Origin of the sequence: Intestinimonas massiliensis (ex Afouda et al. 2020) (genome assembly GCF_900626285.1) — a bacterium.
In the GTDB taxonomy this organism is placed as follows: domain Bacteria; phylum Bacillota; class Clostridia; order Oscillospirales; family Oscillospiraceae; genus Flavonifractor; species Flavonifractor massiliensis_A.
On record NZ_LR131148.1, the window covers coordinates 141,249 to 159,364 of the forward strand.

Below are 18,116 nucleotides of genomic sequence, written 5' to 3' on the forward strand. Positions count from 1 at the left end.
CCGAGCATCCAGTGGCAGTCATGTGTAAATTCTTTGTAGTATCCAGAAGCGGCTACTACGCCTTTGTCTATCGCCTGGGCAGACCAGAAAAGGATGCCACTCTTGCGGAAATGATTGCACGGCAGCGGGAACGCACCTTGCGTACCTACGGGTACCGGCGGATGTGGATATGGCTGAAAAGTCAGAATATTTTCTGTAATCCCAAAACTGTGCTGCGAATTATGAAAAAGTACGATCTGCTGTCTGAAATCCGCCGCCGCAGGAAATGGCAGCAAATGGGGCAGCAGGTTCACAGGTACAAAAATCTTCTCAACCGGCAGTTTTATGCGGACAAGCCCAACAGCAAATGGGTAACGGACATCTCCTATATCCACACCAACCAGGGCGTACTATACCTGTCCATGATCCGGGATCTCTATGACAACAGCATTGTGGCCTACAAAACCGGAACGGAACAAACGGTGAATCTGGTTCTGGACACCATTCATCTTGCCATGAGGCGAGAGAAAAAGAAGGTCGCTGCGGAGCTGCAACTCCACAGCGACCAGGGTGCTCAGTACGCCTCACAAGCATATTTTGAGCTGACTCAAACATACGGCATTACGCCGTCTATGTCAAGATGCGGAAACCCTTATGACAATGCCATGGCAGAGAATTTTTTCTCTATCCTCAAAACAGAATGTATTTACCGACACAAACCTGCCTCTTTCTCTGAGGCTAACGAGATGATTGACCGTTACATCCAGTTTTACAAGCATGAGCGCATCCAGTTGAAAACTGGAGAGGCGCCGCTTGCGCGACGCCTCTCCTCCTAAAACTTCATCTTTCCTACCAGGGCTCTTTTTTGTACTGTCCGCACAATCTGGGGCAGTTCAAATGCGGCGGGGGCTTTTTGTCAGATCGTGTGGAAACATTTTTGGGTGAGATTGGAAACTTTTTGCCGAGATTGCCCGTCTAAAGGGCAGGCAAAAAAATTTAAGGTTTCCTTAAGAACTTGTCATTGGTTTGTAAATCTAACCGGTGCCCACTGTGATAAAATCAAGCTGAGGTCATTGTAAAACAAGGAGGATATCGACATGGCTCAACAGCAGACGCCCGTGATGGAGCAGGTCCCGCAGGCCGGCGGCAGCACGCCCGCTGTCCCCAAGGGGCCCAAGAAGAAGCACCGCGGAAAGGGTAAGATGATCGCGGGGCTCCTGATTCTGGCCGCAGTCATCATAGCGGTGGCTGTGGTTCTGTGGTACTTCGTATTCCGTGAGACCGGCGACAAGGGTGAGGTCATGACGGGTACCGTGGAATACGGGTCCATCCAGGCTACGGTGGAGGGCTCCGGTATGACCAAGGCCCGCAACTCTGCCAGCGTTACCCCAGGCAGCGGTACTATTCTGGAGCTGTATGTCCACGAGGGCGACCAGGTCACTGAGGGCCAGCAGCTCTACAAGATGGACGACACCACCGCCCGGGAGGCGGTGACCGCCGCCCAGGAGACGGTGGACAACGCCCAGAAGGACCTGCAGTCGGTGTACGACAAGATCGCCGAGCTCACTGTCAAGGCGCCCCACAGCGGCAACCTGCGGGATGTGGCCGACCTGAAGGTGGGCGATACCGTCAACGAGGGGGACACCATCGCCACCATCGTCAACGACACCAAGCTGCGTCTGTCCCTCTACTACAGCTACGCCTATGAGGGGCAGATCAAGGTGGGGCAGACCGCCCAGATCTCCATCCCCTCCATCATGGATTCCCGCACCGGCACGGTGGAGAAGATCAACAAGGTCCGCTTTGTCTCCCCCGAGGGAGCCACCCACTTTGAGGTGGTCTTTGTACTGGACAATCCGGGCACCCTCACCGAGGGGATGGAGGCCTCCGCCGCCCTTACCGCGGCCGACGGCAGCCCCATCTACGCCTATCAGAACGGCAAGCTGGAGTTCTATGAGACCACGGTGGTAAAGGCCAAGGCCTCCGGCCCGGTGGAGCAGTTCAGCCTGATGAACTACGCCGACGTGAAGGCGGGACAGGTCATGGTCAAGCTGGGCGCCAAGAACACCGACGATGAGATCTCCCAGAAGGAGGAGGCCCTGAAGGCCGCTCAGGAGAAGCTGAAGACGGCCAATGACGAGCTGGGCAAGTACAACGCCACCGCCCCCATCTCCGGCACTGTCCTGTCCTGCAGCCTCCAGGAGGGGGCGGATGTCCAGAGCGGCCAGGGCATCACCATTGCCGATACCGCCCAGATGATCATTGAGATCAGCGTGGATGAGCGCAACGCCCGCTACATCAAGACCGGCATGATGGTCAACATCGACCAGTACGGCACCCCCTATATGGGCGTGGTGGAGAGCGTGTCCATGACCGCCTCCGGCGAGAACGGCGTGGCCAGCGTCCCCGCGGTGGTGACGGTGGATAACTTCGACGGCTCCATGATCCCCGGTACTTATGTCAGCTACTCCTTCGTAGCCAGCGAATCGGACAACTGTCTGGTGGTGCCCATCCAGGCGGTGAAATACGTCAGCTTTGACAATGTGACCCTGCCGGACACCCTGGATGCCGCCCCGTCGGAGGACGGAGACATGTACGGCGATGCGGACGGCATGACGGACGGCATGACGGACGGCGATATGCTGCCCGAGGATGGCATGACCGACGGCGATATGCTGCCCGAGGACGGCATGACAGACGGCGACATGCTGCCTGCGGATGGCGGCTCCATCGCAAGCGACGGCGACATGGCGGTGGCGCAGCGCTATACCGGCGGCGCCTTTGCCAGACGCCTGATGGCGGTGGCCATGCCCGCGCCGGGGATGGACGGGGGTATGGACGCCGGTATGGGCACCGCGGGCGGCACCGGAGACAGCCCCAGCGCTATTGTCTGGGTCCAGTCCGACGAGCCTCCGGTCAACGCCATTCTGGAGCCCGATCCTGCCTGGGAGCAGCCCGAGGGCTTTTGGGCGGTGCCGGTGACCATCGGCCTGAACGACAACTCCCAGGTGGAGATCGTCCGGGGCCTGTCCCAGGGCCAGGTGGTATTCCTGGGCTATCAGGACCCCAACCAGATGTATTAAGAGGGCGGAATCATGCTCATTGATGTAAAAAACCTCTTTAAGATCTATCATGAGGGGGAGGAGAGCGAGGTGCGGGCCCTGGACGGGGTCTCTCTGGAGATCGACCGGCGGGAATTCGTGGCCATCATCGGCCAGTCCGGCTCCGGCAAGTCCACTCTGATGAACATTCTGGGCTGCCTGGACATCCCCACCTACGGGGACTACCACCTGGACGGGGTGGACGTCACCGAACTCTCCGACCGGCAGCTGGCCCACATCCGCAACAAGCAGATCGGCTTTATCTTCCAGGGCTTCAACCTGATCCCGGCCCTCAACGCCTGGGAGAACGTGGAGCTCCCCCTGATCTACCAGGGGGTGCCCGCATCCAGGCGGGCCGACCGGGTGGAGGCCGCTCTGGAGCGGGTGGGCCTGGCCGACCGGGCGGACCACAAGCCCAGCGAGATGTCCGGCGGCCAGCAGCAGCGGGTGGCCATAGCACGGGCCATCGCCACCCAGCCCCCCATCATCATGGCCGACGAGCCAACCGGCGCCCTGGACTCCAAAACCGGCCGGCACGTGCTGGAGATCCTCCACGGGCTCCATGAGGAGGGCACCACCGTTATCCTCATTACCCATGACAACGGCATCGCCGCTACTGCCGAGCGGGTTATCCGAATCTCCGACGGGCACATCCTCTACGACGGAGACAGAGAGGGGGCCTTTTCGTGAATCTGACGCAGGCCTTCAAGATCGCCATCAAATCCATTGCGGCCAAAAAGGCCCGCTCCGCTCTCACCATGCTGGGCGTCATCATCGGCCTGGCGGCGGTCATTATCCTGGTGTCCTACGCCGAGGGCCAGAACCAGCAGATGCGGGCCTACTATGAGAGCCTGGGCAGCAACGTCATCAACATCAACGCCTACAGCTGGGACAGCAAGGGCATTTCCGATGAGCTGTACGACTACTGCAAGGAGCTGGATGAGTACATCGTGGGCTTCACCCCGGTGGTGCAGATGTACAACCAGACCGTGGTCAAATACGGCGCCAAGACCCTGGACAACTACAACAGCCCCTGGGAGGAGAGCCCCCAGGTGATGATGGGCAACCAGGACTTTTCTCTGTGCAACAACTTCACCGTAGCCAAGGGCCGGGACATCGCCTACCTGGATGTGGAGCGGTACAACCAGGTGTGCGTGCTGGGCTCCAAGATCGCGGAACTGCTGTTCAACTACATCGACCCCATCGGCCGGGACATCACCATCAACGGCGTACCCTTTGAGGTGGTGGGGGTCTACCAGGAAAAGGACCCCAACAACCTGTCCGGCATGGATCGCTACATCGTCCTGCCCTACACCGCAAACCGGGTGCTGAACAAATCTACCCAGATGGACACCTTTGTGGCCAAGGCAAGGGACGCCCAGGCCACCAAGATGGGCGTGGGCCTGCTGCAGGGCTACCTGGACAGCCTGCTGGGCCAGGGCAGCGGCTATGTGGGCACCCCCAACCAGTGGCAGGAGGAGGGCGACGAGCAGATCAAGTTGCAGCAGCGCTTCCTGGGCGGCATCGCCGCCATCTCCCTGGCGGTGGGCGGCATCGGCATTATGAACATCATGCTGGTCACCGTCACCGAGCGCACCCGGGAGATCGGCATCCGCAAGGCCATCGGCGCCGAGCGGAAGAGCATCATCGCCCAGTTCCTCATTGAGGCCTGTATGATCTGCGGCATCGGCGGCATCTTTGGTATCGCCGTAGGCTATATCGGTACCCTGATCGTGGGGAAAGCGTCCTTCAATTTGATCCTGTTGCCAAGCCCGGGCATCACCGTTGGTGCCTTCCTCATCTCGGTGGCCCTGGGCATCGGTTTTGGACTTTACCCCGCCATCAAAGCATCCGGCCTCCAGCCGGTGGACGCCCTGCGGGCGGAATAAAGGAGAGAGACTATGAGAGTGAAACGTTTGATTTCCGGGCTGCTGGCCGCCGCCCTGCTGGCGGGGCTGGTCACCCTGGCCCCCGCCTCGGCGGCCGGGGGCTCCGCCTTCACCGACATCCAGGATTCCACCACCGCCAACGCCGCGGAGACCCTGCGGGTGCTGGGCGTGGTGGACGGCACCGGCGGCACCGCCTTTAATCCGAGCGGTACCCTGACCCGGGCGGAGTTCTGCAAAATGGTGGTGGAGATCCTGGGCCGGGGGAATGAGGAACCTGCCCAGCGCAACCGCACCATCTTTACCGACGTGGGTCCGGAGCACTGGGCCAGAGGCTATGTGAACCTGGCGGCCTCCATCACCATCGGCGGCACCGGCGGTGAGGCGGGAAGCGCCGGTACCCGGCTCATTATGGGCGTGGGGGACGGCAGCTTCCAGCCCAACCGGGCCATCACCTACGGCGAGGCGGTCACCATGCTCATGCGGGTGCTGGGCTACGGCGACCAGGACGTGGCCTCCGGAGCCAACTGGTATGACGGCTATGTGGGTCTGGCCATCTCCTCCGGTCTGGCCGACGGGCTGAGCCTGTCCGGCGCCTCCACCATCACCAGAGGGCAGGCCGCCATCCTGTTCTACAACCTGCTGTTCACCAGCCCCAAGGACAGCGAGAGCATTTACCTGGGCAACCTGGGCGGCAGCCTGGAGGACAACGTCATCGTGCTGTCCACCGACGCCACCGCCGAGGACGGCACCACCGGCTCGGTGCTCACCACCTCCGGCACCTACAAGACCGACCGCACCACGTTCGGCAGCGAGCTGTGCGGTACCAAGGGCCGGATCGTGCTGGACAAGAACAAGAAGCTGCTGGCCATCCTGCCGGAGGAGAGCGCCACCTTCCGCAGCGTCACCATCATGGGCAGCCCGGAGGCCAACTCCATCCCTGTGGTGGGAGGAGATAAGATCTCCGTGACCCTGAACACTCCGGTGTATCGCAGCGACAGTGCGGACTCCACCACCTACGAGGCTGAGTGGACCGGCCTGCGTACCGGTACCACCCTGGTACTGGCCTACAACGGCTCCGGCAAGCTGGACTACATCTACCTGACCTCCGGCAAGGCCGCGGCCGGCGATGACAACGTGATGGTAGTCAAGAACAAGCCCACCGGCACCGGCAACCCCTTCACCATCATCACCGGCGGTAAGTCCCCCGCCATTTACAAGAACGGTGCTCCCGCTCAGGTCAGCGATATCCAGCAGTACGATGTCGGAACCTACGACAAGGCCTCCAATACCCTGTTTGTTTCCGACCTGAAGCTCAGCGGTCTGTATGAGGACGCCTATCCCAATGTGGCTGCTCCCTCCAAGGTGACCGTGATGGGCGTGACCCTGGATGTACTGCCCAGCGCGGTCTCCGACCTGGCCGCCTTCAAGGTGGGAGATAAGGTCACCTTCCTGCTTACCACCACCGGACAGGTGGCGGGCGCGGTGTCTCCCAGTGTGGCCCAGTCCAATGCAGTGGGCGTAGCCAAGGTCGAATCCAAGGACAGCGTCTCCATTGTGCTGCTGGATGGCCTGCTTACACTCACCGGAAAGACCACCATGAGCGAATCCGCCGCCCAGCTGCTCAACGGCCGGCTGGTGACGGTCTCCTCCTACAAGAAGGGCTACCTCTCTCTGAGCAAGGTGACCGGCAGCGGCGCCCCCGCCGCCCTGAACCTGGAGACCGGAAAGATGGGCAGCAAGGAGCTCTCTCCCAGCGCCCGGTTCTTTGAGCAGGTGGGCAATGGCACCCTGGTGGAGATCCAGCGCAGCGACATCACCATGCACACCATTCCCGCCTCCAAGATCCCCTACGTGGGCTACGACTGGGCCGGACGAGCGGATAAGCTGGTGCTCAACGACGTCACCGGAGACCGGTATCTCTACGGCGAGATCCTCTACAAGCGGGCGGACCCGGACGGAGATGTGACCTATGACAGTGTTAAGATCCGCAACAGCGGCGGCGAGCAGGAGTTTGTCACCTACTATATAGACGGCCTGAAGAACGGTATCATGGGCGGCGTGGCCCCCTCGCTGGATAAGCTGGGCGGTCAGACCAAGGTAGGCGGGTTTATGCCCCTCCAGGAGGTCAAGGGCGTACAGCGGTCCCAGTTCGATCTGAACACCATGACCCTCACCACCAATTTCATGGTCATTCCCGTGGCGACCAATGTGGAGTGCTACAACAAGGCCACCGGCGAGTGGTATCAGGTGCAGAACGGAGACGGCAAGGAGGCCCTGAAGCTGGCCCTGGCCTTCTCCAACAACCTGACGGTGTACTATGACCGCTCCCCCGAGGAGGGCGGCAAGATCCGTGTGGTTGTGGCCCAGTAAGGCAAAGCAGAAGGACCCCCTGATGCAGATGTGAACTGCCCCAGATTGTGCGGACAGTACAAAAAAGAGCCCTGGTAGGAAATATGAAGTTTTAGGAGGAGAGGCGTCGCGCAAGCGGCGCCTCTCCAGTTTTCAACTGGATGCGCTCATGGTTGTAAAAATGGATGTAACGGTCAATCATCTCGTTAGCCTCAGAGAAAGAGGCAGGTTTGTGTCGGTAAATACATTCTGTTTTGAGGATAGAGAAAAAATTCTCTGCCATGGCATTGTCATAAGGGTTTCCGCATCTTGACATAGACGGCGTAATGCCGTATGTTTGAGTCAGCTCAAAATATGCTTGTGAGGCGTACTGAGCACCCTGGTCGCTGTGGAGCTGCAACTCTGCAGCGACCCTCTTTTTCTCTCGCTTCATGGCCAGACGAATCGTGTCCAAAACCAGATTCACAGTTTGTTCTGTCCCGGTTTTGTAAGCTACAATGCTATTGTCATAGAGGTCCCGGATCATGGACAGGTACAGTACGCCCTGGTTGGTGTGGATATAGGAGATGTCCGTTACCCATTTGCTGTTGGGCTTGTCCGCATAAAACTGCCGGTTGAGCAGATTTTTGTACCTGTGAACCTGCTGCCCCATTTGCTGCCATTTCCTGCGGCGGCGGATTTCAGACAGCAGATCGTACTTTTTCATAATTCGCAGCACAGTTTTGGGATTACAGAAAATATTCTGACTTTTCAGCCATATCCACATCCGCCGGTACCCGTAGGTACGCAAGGTGCGTTGCCGCTGCCGTGCAAGCATTTCCGCAAGAGTGGCATCCTTTTCTGGTCTGCCCAGGCGATGGACAAAGGCGTAGTAGCCGCTTCTGGATACTCCAAAAAATTTACACATGACTGCCACTGGATACTCAGTTCTGTGACGATATATGACATGGTATTTTACCCTTGCCCTCACTTCCTTCCTGTGAAGCACAGAAAATCCCGCAGCAGCTTATTCTCCATACGAAGCCGCTGGATTTCATAGGCCTGCTCTGACACAATGTCTTTTGGTGCGGCGCCTTTCCTCGGCCGTCCTTTGGGCCGCGGGAGAATGCCGGCTTCCAATTTGCGTTCTTTTCTTCGCTCACGCTTAAGCAGCCTTTTTACCACCTGCTTATCCTGAAAGCCGTAGTATTCTGCAACTTCCCGCTGGGTTTTCCCCTCTGCTATCATTGCCTTGATTTCAGGCAGAAGTACTTGAACGTGTGTGTAATTCCGTTTTCCCATGACAAGACCCCCTGATGTAGTCTATTTTCCTACATCAGGGGGCCTTTTGTCACTGTCCGTTTTTACTGGACCTGTTCAGATGCATCAGGGGGTCCTTCTTATATCGATTTATTCCGGATCTACCGGGTCCACTTCAACAGGGTGGGTCTTGCGGTATTCTCTGGTCCAGCGGGAGAGCTGGAACAGGGTCCACAGGTCGGCGGCGCCGGAGTAGAGCAGGGACGCGCCGATGAGCTGTACCAGCGTGGTGCCCGCCAGTATGGGCCGGAACACCACCACCAGTCCCAGCACCACCGTGATGAGGGAGAGGACCAGGTAGATGGTCCAGCCGCCGTGCTCCATCCGCCGCAGCTCCAGGGCACGCATCAGGTTGAGCAGGCCGTCGATGAGGATGTAGAGCCCCAGGATCACGGTGAGAATGCTCTGGAACAGGGCGGGCTGGAGCAGCAGCACCGCTCCCACAGCGGCGGCCACGATGCCCAGCAGCAGGGTGAGGAAGCTGCCTGCCGTCCGCACCTCCGCCCGGCAGAAGCCTACGATGGCGAACACGCCGTACAGCAGCAGGATGCCGCCGGTGAGGTAGCACAGAACGTCCATGACGGTGGCGGGCCAGATCAGCAGCACCAGGCCTAGCAGTATATAGAGAATGGAGAGCAGCACAAAGCTGACGCTGAGATTTTTCAGCCGGTCTCTCATAGTAAGACCTTCCTTTCCGGGGCCGGGCAGATCACTGCCAGCCCTTGCACACGTCGATCCAGCCGGCGCTGTTGGACAGCTGGGCCAGTTCGTCGCAGTTGAGCTTTACGGCGGAGGCGGCGTTGCCCGCCGCGGGGTAAATGACGTCGAACCGTTTCAGGGACACGTCCAGGTAGGTGGTGACGTTGGGGTGGGTGATGGCAAAGGGGCATACCCCGCCGATGGTGTGACCGGTGAACTCCACCACCTGGTCGGGGGTGAGCATGGTGGCCTTGTGGTGGAACTGTGCCTTGAACTTGGTGTTGTCGATCTTGGCGTCCCCGGCGCACACGATGAGGATGGCCCCGTCCTCGTGGACGAAGGAGAGGGTCTTGGCGATGTGGGCGGGCTCGCAGCCTACCGCCTGGGCGGCCAGCTCCACCGTGGCGCTGGACACGTCGAACTCCCTGATGCGGTCCTCGTAGCCCCGCTCCCGCAGATAGGCCCGGCCGGTTTCAATAGACATGGCTCAGTTGCCTCCCTTTTTGGCTTCCGCCTTGGCCAGGAACCGGTCCACGGTGATGATGAACCGCTCATGGGTGCCGCCGCCGATGGGGCCGGTCTCATCAAAGGCCTTGACGGCAAAGGTCAGCTTCTTGCCCTCCAGGTTGGTGAGCTCCGCCTCCGCCCACACCTTCAGGCCGATGGGGGTGGCGGCGTCGTGGGTGACGTCCAGCTTGGTGCCCACGGTGCCCTGGCCCTCCTCCAGCTGGGCCTGCACCGCATTGACGGCGGCGTTCTCCATCAGCGCGATCATATAGGGGGTGGCGAACACGGGCACCAGGCCGCTGCCCACGGCATTAGCGGTGTTCTGCTCCGTGACCACGGTCTCCGCCTTGCCCTTGCTTCCAACAGTGAGAGACATTTGATTCAAACTCCTATTACAATAAATTTGGACAGGAAAGCCGGGCAGCCAGTCCGGCTTTCCCTCCATCTCGTGCCTAAGCTACAATAAGAGGAGCAACTGGCTGACCACTCACTCCTTGGGCTTGTAAGTCCGTACGAAAGACTGTCANCTATTACAATAAATTTGGACAGGAAAGCCGGGCAGCCAGTCCGGCTTTCCCTCCATCTCGTGCCTAAGCTACAATAAGAGGAGCAACTGGCTGACCACTCACTCCTTGGGCTTGTAAGTCCGTACGAAAGACTGTCAGCCATCCTCTTGTTGTAGCGTTCGATTTCAGCAGGTTGAGCCACCGGATGCCGGGGAGTTCGCGTCACCCAATAGATTGAATCGGCAACGAGAAAAGATGGATTCCGGTTGCAGATTCTTTAGTATTGGAGGAATGTGGATGAACAGCGTTGGCATCGATGTTTCCAAAGGGAAAAGCATGATCGCCGTCATGCGCCCCTTCGGTGAGGTGGTGGTTTCACCCTTTGAAGTGCGACACACCGCCAATGAACTGAACGAACTGGCAGGGCTGCTCAAAAGTTTGGACGGTGAGACCCGTGTGGTGATGGAATCCACGGGTAATTACCACGCGCCGGTGGCCTGGCTGCTCCACGACGCGGGACTTTATGTCTCCGTAGTCAATGCAATGCTGGTGCATGACTATGGGAACAACAGTTTAAGACGAGGCAAGACTGACAAGAAGGACGCCGTGAAACTGGCCAACTACGGCCTTGACCACTGGCTCACACTACCGAAATATGTCCCGGAGGAGGACACCCGGCTCATGCTGAAGACCTGCTACCGGCAGTACCAGCAGTATTCCAAAGTACGGACCATGCTGAAGAACAACCTAATCTCCCTGCTGGACACCGCTTTCCCTGATGCAAACCGCCTGTTTACCAGTCCACCCCGCGCCGATGGCAGCGAGAAGTGGGTGGATTTTGTAGCCGCTTTTTGGCATTGTGAGTGTGTCTGTGGTTTGTCTAAAAAGGCCTTTACCACCCAATACCAGAAGTGGTGCAGAAAGCACGGCTACAATTTTAGCGAGGATAAGGCACTGGACATATACGCCTCTGCATGTGGACACTTCGGTGTCATGCCGAAAACGGATACGGCAAAACTTTTGGTAGAACAGGCTGTTTCCCAACTCCGGGCAACTTCCGCCGCGTTAGCTGCTCTCAAGCAGGAGATGCAGTCCCTGGCCGTTTCTCTACCGGAGTATCCTGTGGTGATGGAGATGTTTGGTGTTGGCCCAACCCTCGGCCCCCAACTCATAGCTGAAATTGGCGATGTACGCCGTTTTCATTCCAAGAAAGCGCTGGTGGCCTTTGCAGGCATTGACGCCCCACCTTACCAATCTGGACAAGTGGATGTCCGTAGCCGTAACATTTCCAAGAGAGGATCTGCCTCACTGCGAAGGACGCTCTTTCTGGTGATGGGGGTCCTCCTGCAATGCGCTCCAATGGATGAGCCGGTCTACCAGTTCATGAACAAGAAACGCTCTGAAGGTAAGCCCTACCGTGTCTACATGATGGCCTCCGCCAACAAGTTCCTGCGCATCTACTACGCTTCTGTGAAAGCCTACCTGGATTCTCTGGAGCATGGCTGATTTCCCAGCTCTATACTGTCTGGCTGACCGCCATTTTTTGAAATGCACAGCGGTTTAATTTGGTGCACCCTTTTCCTTTGCTCGTTTCCTTTGAAAGTTTTACTTGACTTTTGTTAGCAGGTCTTTCGGTTACAGCATCCGTTTCAGATATTGTCCGGTATAGCTCTCCGGACAGGCGGCCACCTCTTCCGGGGTGCCGGTGGCCACGATGGTACCGCCGCCCGACCCGCCCTCGGGGCCCAGGTCGATGATGTGGTCGGCGGTCTTGATGACGTCCAGGTTGTGCTCGATGACCACCACCGTATTGCCCACATCCACCAGCTTCTGGAGAACCTCGATCAGCTTGTGGACGTCGGCGGTGTGGAGGCCGGTGGTGGGCTCGTCCAGGATATAGATGGTCTTGCCAGTGGAGCGTTTGGCCAGCTCGGTGGCCAGCTTCACCCGCTGGGCCTCGCCGCCGGACAGCTCGGTGGAGGGCTGGCCCAGCTTCACATAGCTCAGGCCCACCTCGTAGAGGGTCTGGAGCTTGTTGTACAGACGGGGCAGGTGCTCGAAGAAGGGGAGGGCCTCCTCCACCGTCATGTCCAGCACCTCATAGATATTCTTGCCCTTGTAGCGGACCTCCAGGGTCTCCCGGTTGTACCGCTTGCCCTTGCACACCTCGCAGGGCACATAGATGTCGGGCAGAAAGTGCATTTCGATCTTGATGAGGCCGTCACCCTGGCAGGCCTCACACCGGCCGCCCCGGACGTTGAAGGAGAACCGGCCGGGTCCGTAGCCTCTGGCTTTGGCGTCGGGGGTGGAGGCGAACAGGTCCCGGATGTCGTTGAACAGTCCGGTGTAGGTGGCCGGGTTGGACCGGGGGGTACGGCCGATGGGGGACTGGTCGATGTCGATGACCTTGTCCAGATACTCCTCCCCCTCCAGCGCCTTGTGCTTGCCCGGGCGGGTCTTGGCCCGGTTCAGGTCGGCGGCCAGCCGCTTATAGAGGATCTCGTTCACCAGGGAGGATTTTCCACTGCCGGACACGCCGGTGACGCAGGTGAAGGTGCCCAGAGGGATGGACACGTCCACGTTCTGCAGGTTGTTTTCCGCGGCGCCCCGGACGGTGAGGAAGTGGCCGTTGCCCTTCCGCCGTTCGGTGGGCACCGGGATCTTCTTCCGGCCGGACAGGTAGTCGCCGGTGATGGAGCCGGGGGTGTTCATGATCTCCTCGGCGGTGCCGCAGGCCACCACCCGGCCGCCGTGTACTCCGGCCCCGGGGCCGATGTCCACGATATAGTCGGCCTGGCGCATGGTGTCCTCGTCGTGCTCCACCACCAGCAGGGTGTTGCCCAGGTCCCGCAGGTGCTTCAGGGTGGCCAGCAGCTTGTCGTTGTCCCGCTGGTGCAGGCCGATGGAGGGCTCGTCCAGGATATAGAGCACCCCCATCAGGGAGGAGCCGATCTGGGTGGCCAGCCGGATGCGCTGGCTCTCGCCGCCGGACAGGGTGGCGGCGGCCCGGCTCAGGGTCAGGTACTCCAGGCCCACGCTCTGGAGGAAGCCCAGCCGGTTCTTGATCTCCTTCAGGATCCGGTCGGCGATCAGCATCTTCTGCTCCGACAGCTCCAGATGGTCGATGAAGTTCAGGGCCTCGGTCACCGATTTCCGGCAGAAAGAATCGATGTTCAGCCCGCCTACGGTGACCGCCAGGGCCTCCTTCCGCAGCCGCTTGCCGCCGCAGTCGGGGCAGGGCTGTTCTCCCATGCAGTCCTCCAGATCCCGGCGCATGGCGTCGGACTGGGTCTCCCGGTAACGCCGCTCCAGGTTGTTGATGATGCCCTCAAAGGGCTGCATCAGGGTGCCCTGGCCGTTGGCCCGGTCGTAGGTCAGCTTCAGCTTCTCCCCCTTGGTGCCGTAGAGAATGATGTCCATGATCTCCTTCGGCAGGTCCTTCACCGGGGTGGTCAGCTTGAAGCCGTACTTTTTCGCCAGGGCGTCAAAGTACATCCGGGAGATGGAATCCCCCTTGATGTTGTTCCAGCCGGAGGCGGTGATGGCCCCCTCCAGAATGGACAGCTCCTTGTTGGGGATGATGAGGTCGGGGTCCACCTTCAGCTGGGAGCCCAGGCCGGTACAGGTAGGGCAGGCGCCGAAGGGGTTGTTGAAGGAGAACATCCGGGGCGACAGCTCCTCGATGGAGATGCCGCAGTCCTCGCAGGCGTAGTTCTGGGAGAACAGGATGTCCCGGTCCTCTCCCACGATGTTGATGACCACCAGGCCGCCCGCCAGGTTGGAGGCCACCTCCACGCTGTCGGTGAGCCGGCGGGCAATGTCCGGCCGTATGACCAGACGGTCCACCACGATCTCGATGTTGTGCTTCTTGTTCTTGTCCAGCTCGATGGTCTCGGTCAGGTCGTACAGGGACCCGTCCACCCGCACCCGGACGTAGCCCGACTTCCGGGCGTCCTCGAAGATTTTCTGATGGGTGCCCTTCTTGCCCCGCACCACCGGAGCCATCACCTGGATGCGGGTGGCCTCCGGGAGGGCAAGGACCTGGTCGATGATCTGGTCGATGGTCTGCTGTTTGATCTCCTTGCCGCACTTGGGGCAGTGGGGGGTGCCCACCCGGGCCCACAGCAGCCGGAGGTAGTCGTAGATCTCGGTGACGGTGCCCACGGTGGACCGGGGGTTTTTGGAGGTGGTCTTCTGGTCGATGGAGATGGCGGGGGAGAGACCATCGATGTAATCCACGTCGGGTTTTTCCATCTGCCCCAGAAACATACGGGCGTAGGAGGACAGGGACTCCACATACCGGCGCTGTCCCTCGGCGTAGATGGTGTCAAAGGCCAGGGAGGACTTGCCGCTGCCGGACAGGCCGGTGAGCACCACCAGCTTGTCCCGGGGAATATCCACGTCGATATTCTTCAGATTGTTGGCGCGGGCGCCTTTGACGGAAATATGGTCAAGCATAACTGAGGAACTCCTTTAAGCGATCAATAGCCGAACAGCTTTGCCACGTCGGCCAGCATATCCCGGATGGGCAGGTTGTAGGGGCACCGCTTCTCGCAGGCGCCGCACTGGACGCAGGACCCGGCGTGATACTGCAGGGCCTTGTACCGGGCCTCGGCCCAGTCGGTGAGGCCGTACTTGCGGGCGTAGTTGGCCATGAGAAAGTTCTGGGGGATGTCGATGCCGGTGGAACAGGGGGCGCAGTAGCCGCACCGGCGGCAGAACTGGGTGCCCAGAGCCTTGCGGACAGCGGCGCACTGCTCCAGCTCCTCCTGGGTCAGGGGGCTGGACAGATCCACCGCGGCGTTGCGGTCCACCTCCTCGGGGGAGCCCATGCCGGGAATGGCAATGTCGATGACGCCGGAGGCGGCGATGTACCGCAGGGCCAGCTTCCAGTCGTCCAGGTTGCCGCCGGCCATGGGCTTCATGGCGATGGTGGCGATGCCCTTTTCCCGGGCCAGGGTCAGGGTCTCCTTGCCCTGGTCCTCCACGATGTTGAAGGGGAACATGACGGTCTCGATCTTGTCGGCGTACTGCTCCACCAGGATCTTCATGGCGTCGGCACTGTGGCAGGTGACGCCGATATGGCCGATCTTTCCGGCGGCCTTGGCCTCTTCCAGAGCGGCGTAGGCGCCTTCCGGGCTGAATACCTTCTCGATGTCCTTCTCCAGCACATTATGGAGCTGGTAGATGTCGATATAGTCGGTGCGGAGATTGTGGAGACTGGTCTCCACGTCCTTGGCCATGGCGGCCTTGTCCCGGGCCATGGACTTGGTGGCCAGGATGAACTTGTCCCGGCGGCCCTCCAGGGCGGCCCCCAGGTACTCCTCGGACACGGTGTAGCCCCGGGCGGTGTCGATATAGTTGATGCCGTACTCCTCCAGCTTGTCCACCACGGCCTTGGTATTGGCGGCGTCGGCGCGCTGGATGGGGATACCGCCGAAGGAGATCACGGCGGCCTTGAGACCAGTTTTACCCAAAGTGACGTAATTCATGTTCAAAACCTCGCTTTAACTAGGGTGTGATCCGAAATCAAACATAATAATAATGGCTTAATTTTGTCCCCGCAGCTCGATGATGCGGTCCCGCAGGACAGCGGCATACTCGAACTCCAGCCGCTTGCTGGCCTCCCGCATTGTCCCACACGGCAGAAGCCGTGTGGGAGCCCTGAATAGATTTTACATGCTCGGGCCAAGTGAATTGGCCCTGCGCCAAGGTTTTGCCTGCGGCAAAACGCTTGTACGGCGCAAGCGCCGCCCCGCCGGTGGCGGGGCCCCGAAAGAAATGCGGGAGGCTATTGTCCTCGCAGTTCGATGATGCGGTCCCGCAGGACGGCGGCGTACTCGAACTCCAGCCGTTTGGACGCCTCCCGCATTTCTTTCTCCAGCTTGGCGATGGCGGCCTCCTTCTCCTTCTTGGAAAGGGCCTTTTTGGAGTGGGGCAGCTCCTCCTTCTCCTCGGACAGGTCGATGACGTCCCGGACCGACTTGATGATGGTCTTGGGCACGATGCCGTGTTCCTTGTTGAAGGCGTCCTGCTTGGCCCGGCGGCGTTCGGTCTCGTCGATGGCCCGGCGCATGGAGGGAGTGATAGTGTCGGCGTACATGATGACCAGGCCGTCGGCGTTGCGGGCCGCCCGGCCGATGGTCTGGATGAGGGAGGTCTCGGAGCGGAGGAAGCCCTCCTTGTCGGCGTCCAGGATGGCCACCAGAGAGACCTCCGGCAGGTCCAGGCCCTCACGCAGCAGGTTGATGCCCACCAGCACGTCGAAGGTGCCCAGCCGCAGGTCCCGGATGATCTCCATCCGCTCGATGGTGTCGATATCGTGGTGCATATACCGCACCTTGATGCCCGTGTTGGTGAGGTAGGCCGTCAGGTCCTCCGCCATCTTCTTGGTGAGGGTGGTGACCAGCACCCTCTCTTTCCGGGCGGTACGCTCGTTGATCTCCCCGATGAGGTCGTCGATCTGGCCCTCCACCGGCCGCACCTCGATCCTGGGGTCCAGCAGGCCGGTGGGGCGGATGACCTGCTCCACGATCTGGCCGGACCGCTCCCGCTCGTACTCGCCGGGGGTGGCGGACACGTACACCACCTGGTTGAGCCGCTTCTGGAACTCCTCAAATTTCAGAGGCCGGTTGTCAAAGGCGCAGGGGAGGCGGAAGCCGTAGTCCACCAGAGAGGTCTTTCTGGCCCGGTCGCCGTTGTACATGGCCCGCACCTGGGGGAGGGTCACGTGGCTCTCGTCGATGAACATGACAAAGTCCTTGGGAAAATAGTCCAGCAGGGTGTGGGGGGGCGACCCGGCGGGCCGGCCCTCAATCACCCGGGAATAGTTCTCGATGCCAGTGCAGTAGCCCAGCTCCTGCATCATCTCTACGTCGTACATGGTGCGCTGCTTGATTCGCTGGGCTTCGATGAGCTTGTTTTCCTTCTCAAAGAAGGCTACCCGCTCCTCCAGCTCCTTGTAGATCTCCTGGATGGCGGCGTCCATCTTCTCCTTGGGCGTGACGTAGTGGGTGGCGGGCCAGATGGGGATGGTGGTCAGCCGCCGGATGGGGGCGCCGGTGACCACGTTGATCTCGCTGATCCGGTCGATCTCGTCCCCGAAGAACTCCACCCGGATGGCGGAATCCTTCCAGTAGGCGGGGAAGATCTCCACCGTGTCCCCCCGGACCCGGAACATGTTGCGCTCAAAGGCGATGTCGTTGCGCTCGTAGCGGATGTCCACCAGCTTTTTCAGCAAAGTGTCCCGCTCCATGGTGGCCCCCACCCGGAGGGAGACCATCATTTTGGCAAAGTCCTCCGGCTCGCCCAGGCCGTAGATGCAGGACACGGAGGACACCACGATCACGTCCCGCCGCTCCATCAGGGAGGCGGTGGCCGCCAGCCGCAGCCGGTCGATCTCCTCGTTCACCGCGGAATCCTTCTCGATGAAGGTGTCGGTGTGGGGGATATAGGCCTCGGGCTGGTAGTAGTCGTAGTAGGACACGAAGTATTCCACCGCGTTGTGGGGGAAAAACTCCTTGAACTCGGCGCACAGCTGGGCGGCCAGGGTCTTGTTGTGGGCCAGCACCAGGGTGGGCCGCTGCACCGCCTCGATGACCTTGGCCATGGTGAAGGTCTTGCCCGAGCCGGTGACGCCCAGCAGGGTCTGCTCGTCCAGGCCGTTCTCAATGCCTGCCGCCAGGGCGGCGATGGCCGACCGCTGGTCGCCCGCCGGCTGATAATCGCTGACTACTTCAAATTTCGGCATACCGTCACCTCGCCTGCCTATTGTACCAAAACAAATG

At 60.2% G+C, this 18,116-nt stretch carries 15 protein-coding genes; 6 read left to right on the top strand and 9 right to left on the bottom strand.

Annotation, left to right across the window (positions count from 1 at the left end; translation table 11 throughout):
• The first annotated feature begins 11 nt into the window (after positions 1–11).
• The 5 genes from E0E41_RS16580 (at position 12) to E0E41_RS16600 (ending at position 7,339) form a co-directional block, all read left to right on the top strand.
• Positions 12–815 carry an IS3 family transposase gene (locus E0E41_RS16580; RefSeq protein WP_242623858.1) on the top strand — a complete coding sequence of 268 codons (804 nt, stop codon included), beginning with the start codon at positions 12–14 and terminating at the stop codon, positions 813–815.
• Between the two features lie 261 nt (positions 816–1,076).
• Positions 1,077–3,062, top strand: coding sequence for an efflux RND transporter periplasmic adaptor subunit (locus E0E41_RS16585; protein ID WP_130871007.1), 1,986 nt, complete (start codon positions 1,077–1,079; stop codon positions 3,060–3,062).
• A 12-nt stretch (positions 3,063–3,074) separates the two neighbouring features.
• Complete coding sequence (locus tag E0E41_RS16590; RefSeq protein ID WP_130871008.1) at positions 3,075–3,770, top strand: ABC transporter ATP-binding protein; 696 nt, start codon at positions 3,075–3,077, stop codon at positions 3,768–3,770.
• Positions 3,767–4,969, top strand: a complete 1,203-nt coding sequence (locus E0E41_RS16595) for an ABC transporter permease (RefSeq protein WP_130871009.1) — start codon at positions 3,767–3,769, stop codon at positions 4,967–4,969. The genes E0E41_RS16590 and E0E41_RS16595 overlap by 4 nt, the downstream gene beginning before the upstream one ends.
• 12 nt (positions 4,970–4,981) lie before the next feature.
• Positions 4,982–7,339: an S-layer homology domain-containing protein gene (locus E0E41_RS16600; protein WP_130871010.1), complete on the top strand. Its 2,358-nt coding sequence runs from the start codon at positions 4,982–4,984 to the stop codon at positions 7,337–7,339.
• Between the two features lie 91 nt (positions 7,340–7,430).
• Here E0E41_RS16600 and E0E41_RS16605 read toward each other — a convergent pair whose 3' ends face one another.
• From E0E41_RS16605 to E0E41_RS16625, 5 genes are all read right to left on the bottom strand, one after another.
• Positions 7,431–8,306 carry an IS3 family transposase gene (locus E0E41_RS16605; protein WP_368020040.1) on the bottom strand — a complete coding sequence of 292 codons (876 nt, stop codon included), beginning with the start codon at positions 8,304–8,306 and terminating at the stop codon, positions 7,431–7,433.
• On the bottom strand, positions 8,285–8,599 hold the full coding sequence (locus E0E41_RS16610) for an imidazolonepropionase (protein WP_130871012.1): 315 nt from the start codon (positions 8,597–8,599) through the stop codon (positions 8,285–8,287). The genes E0E41_RS16605 and E0E41_RS16610 overlap by 22 nt, the downstream gene beginning before the upstream one ends.
• A gap of 108 nt (positions 8,600–8,707) precedes the next feature.
• A complete protein-coding gene (locus tag E0E41_RS16615; protein ID WP_130871013.1) occupies positions 8,708–9,295 on the bottom strand; it encodes an HdeD family acid-resistance protein in 588 nt (195 codons plus the stop codon).
• Positions 9,296–9,326: 31 nt separating this feature from the next.
• Positions 9,327–9,800, bottom strand: a complete 474-nt coding sequence (locus E0E41_RS16620) for a YbaK/EbsC family protein (RefSeq protein WP_130871014.1) — start codon at positions 9,798–9,800, stop codon at positions 9,327–9,329.
• 3 nt (positions 9,801–9,803) lie between these two features.
• The gene (locus tag E0E41_RS16625; protein ID WP_130871015.1) at positions 9,804–10,199 is read right to left on the bottom strand and encodes a thioesterase family protein; all 396 of its coding nucleotides are present in this window, start codon (positions 10,197–10,199) and stop codon (positions 9,804–9,806) included.
• A gap of 427 nt (positions 10,200–10,626) precedes the next feature.
• Here E0E41_RS16625 and E0E41_RS16630 point away from each other — a divergent pair, with 427 nt between their 5' ends.
• Positions 10,627–11,835 carry an IS110 family transposase gene (locus tag E0E41_RS16630; RefSeq protein ID WP_130870730.1) on the top strand — a complete coding sequence of 403 codons (1,209 nt, stop codon included), beginning with the start codon at positions 10,627–10,629 and terminating at the stop codon, positions 11,833–11,835.
• 129 nt (positions 11,836–11,964) lie between these two features.
• Here E0E41_RS16630 and uvrA read toward each other — a convergent pair whose 3' ends face one another.
• The 4 genes from uvrA to uvrB form a co-directional block, all read right to left on the bottom strand.
• Positions 11,965–14,787: an excinuclease ABC subunit UvrA gene (uvrA, locus tag E0E41_RS16635; protein ID WP_130871016.1), complete on the bottom strand. Its 2,823-nt coding sequence runs from the start codon at positions 14,785–14,787 to the stop codon at positions 11,965–11,967.
• Between the two features lie 23 nt (positions 14,788–14,810).
• Positions 14,811–15,821, bottom strand: coding sequence for an aldo/keto reductase (locus tag E0E41_RS16640; RefSeq protein ID WP_130871017.1), 1,011 nt, complete (start codon positions 15,819–15,821; stop codon positions 14,811–14,813).
• Between the two features lie 57 nt (positions 15,822–15,878).
• A complete protein-coding gene (locus E0E41_RS19310) occupies positions 15,879–15,962 on the bottom strand; it encodes a UvrB/UvrC motif-containing protein (RefSeq protein ID WP_130871294.1) in 84 nt (27 codons plus the stop codon).
• Between the two features lie 158 nt (positions 15,963–16,120).
• The gene (gene uvrB / locus E0E41_RS16650) at positions 16,121–18,079 is read right to left on the bottom strand and encodes an excinuclease ABC subunit UvrB (protein WP_130871018.1); all 1,959 of its coding nucleotides are present in this window, start codon (positions 18,077–18,079) and stop codon (positions 16,121–16,123) included.
• Between the last annotated feature and the right edge of the window lie 37 nt (positions 18,080–18,116).